This is a genomic window from Psychromonas hadalis ATCC BAA-638 (assembly GCF_000420245.1).
In the GTDB taxonomy this organism is placed as follows: domain Bacteria; phylum Pseudomonadota; class Gammaproteobacteria; order Enterobacterales; family Psychromonadaceae; genus Psychromonas; species Psychromonas hadalis.
The window spans coordinates 1-2,359 of record NZ_ATUO01000282.1; the positions used below are offsets into that span (position 1 = coordinate 1).

A 2,359-nucleotide genomic window follows, 5' to 3' on the forward strand; every position below is an offset into this window, starting at 1 on the left:
CTTATGCGATTCACAGGACTTAATTAAATGATCACAGCGACAATTAAAATCCACTGGCGCTTATGCTATTCACAGGACTTAATTAAATGATCATCAGTATCGCGATTGCTGTTTTAGCATTAGGTATTTTAGCGGCTGTTTTTGGGGCGTTGCTGGGTTACTCCTCGATTCGTTTTAAAGTCAAAGCATCTCCGATTGTTGAAGAGTTAGATGCCATGTTACCGCAAACGCAATGTGGTCAATGCGGTTACCCGGGTTGTAAACCTTACGCACAAGCAATTGCCGATGGAGAGGAAATTAATAAATGTCCGCCGGGTGGCGATGCCGTGATGCGCCAACTGGCTGAGCGAATGGGCATTGAACCACAGCAATTAGAAGGTGAAGAGCAACCTAAATTAATTGCATTTATTCGTGAAGACGCATGTATCGGTTGCACAAAATGTATTCAGGCTTGTCCTGTAGATGCCATTATGGGTGCAACAAGGCAGATGCATACCGTGATCACCGATGAGTGTACTGGTTGTGAGTTATGTGTTGCACCCTGCCCAACGGACTGTATTGATATGTTGCCTATTGAGATAACCACCAAAAATTGGCAATGGAATCTACAACGAATTCCAACCAAAATTAACACTGAGCTTTAAGTATGACAGATAAATTTAACCTGCTCAGTGATGAGCAATTAGCCACTATTTCATCGGCTAAGTTGTGGACTTTTCACGGTGGTATTCATCCACAAGAAAATAAGCACCAGAGCAACCAAACTGCAATTCGTGATGCAGGTATTCCCGCCACACTTATTATTTCCGTTGAGCACAAAGGCCACACACCAGAGTTGTTAGTAAAAGTAGGAGAGTCTGTTTTAAAAGGCCAGCCACTCACTAAAGTGTATGGCGCGATGGTCGTACAACATGCAACAAGTTCTGGTTTTGTCAGTGCAATAGAAAAACGTTGTGACCTACACCCATCAGGGTTGAGTGTTTTATCGGTGGTGATTCAAACCGATGGTTTAGACCGATCTGTTGAATATATCAAACCACAAGATTACCGAACCGTTACTCCTGCGTTATTAGTGGAGCAGATCCAACAAGCAGGTATTGTCGGTTTAGGCGGTGCAGGCTTTCCAAGCCACCTTAAATTAGTACATCACGATGCCATTAAACTGCTACTCATTAATGCAGCAGAATGCGAACCTTACATCACCGCTGATGATCGATTAATACAAGAGCAAGCCGATGAAATCATCGAAGGTATCAATGTACTAAATCATATTCTTAAACCTGAACTCACTATTATTGCCATTGAAGATAATAAAAGTGATGCCATTATTAGCTTGCAAGAAGCACTCGCAAAAAGTCCCAATAAAAACAATATTAGCTTACGTATTATTCCTACAATTTACCCTTCTGGTAGTGAAAAACAGCTTATTGAAATAATCACAGGACAGCAAACACCATTGGGTAAACACCCTAGTGAGTTAGGTATTGTGATGCATAATATCGGCACGGTGTTTGCTATTAAGCAAGCAATCATTGATGCCAAGCCACTGACCTCACGCATTGTTACCCTGACGGGTGATTCTCTGCAAAAAAAAGGCAATGTCAGTGTACGTATCGGCACACCAATTCAATACCTTTTAGATAGATATTGGGTAAACTCGATAGCCGTACAGCAACTGATTATTGGTGGGCCAATGATGGGTTTCACTATTGAAGACACCTCAGCCCCCGTGACCAAAACCTGTAATTGTATTCTTGCTCCAACGATTCAAGAGATGCCTGAGTCACCTGCTGAGATGCCCTGTATTCGTTGCTCAGAATGTGCGCAAGCTTGCCCAGTAAGCCTCCTACCACAACAGCTTTTATGGTACTCAAAAAGCCAAGATCATGACAAACTGGATGAGTATAACCTCAGTGCGTGTATTGAATGTGGCGCCTGTGCTTTCGTTTGTCCAAGTCATATCCCTTTAGTTGAATATTATCGTATTGCCAAAGCTGAAATTAATAGTGCAAAAATAGACTCTAAAAAAGCAGAGATTGCACGAGTTCGTCATGAAAATCGTGATGCACGACTTACACAAGCCAAATTAGACAGACAAGCAAAACATAAAGCAGCCGCAGAAAAGCGTAAAATACAGTTAAAAGATAAAAATGGCGGAGAGGATCTTATTGCAGCAGCACTTGCACGCGCCAAAGCGAAGAAAGCATCTCAAAAAGAGCCAACTGAAGTTACCAATAAAAATCCAGCAGTAGCGGCCGCTATCGCCCGCGCAAAAGCAAAAAAAGCAGCACTTGAAAATAATAAGGAAAACACTGAAGCAACAGAAATAGATCCTAAAAAAGCAGCCGTGGCAGCCGCA

At 42.3% G+C, this 2,359-nt stretch carries 2 protein-coding genes; both read left to right on the forward strand.

All coding sequences use genetic code 11. From position 1 onward, the window contains the following. Positions 1-86 precede the first annotated feature (86 nt). The gene (rsxB, locus tag G322_RS0118785) at positions 87-644 is read left to right on the forward strand and encodes an electron transport complex subunit RsxB (protein WP_022943211.1); all 558 of its coding nucleotides are present in this window, start codon (positions 87-89) and stop codon (positions 642-644) included. Positions 645-646: 2 nt separating this feature from the next. After that, a partial coding sequence (rsxC, locus tag G322_RS0118790; RefSeq protein WP_022943212.1) for an electron transport complex subunit RsxC occupies positions 647-2,359 on the forward strand: 1,713 nt, incomplete at its 3' end.

What these genes read in the sequence shown, in the direction of transcription:
- rsxB (WP_022943211.1), top strand. Translation starts at nt 87, where the DNA reads ATGATCATCAGTATCGCGATTGCTGTTTTAGCATTAGGTATTTTAGCG.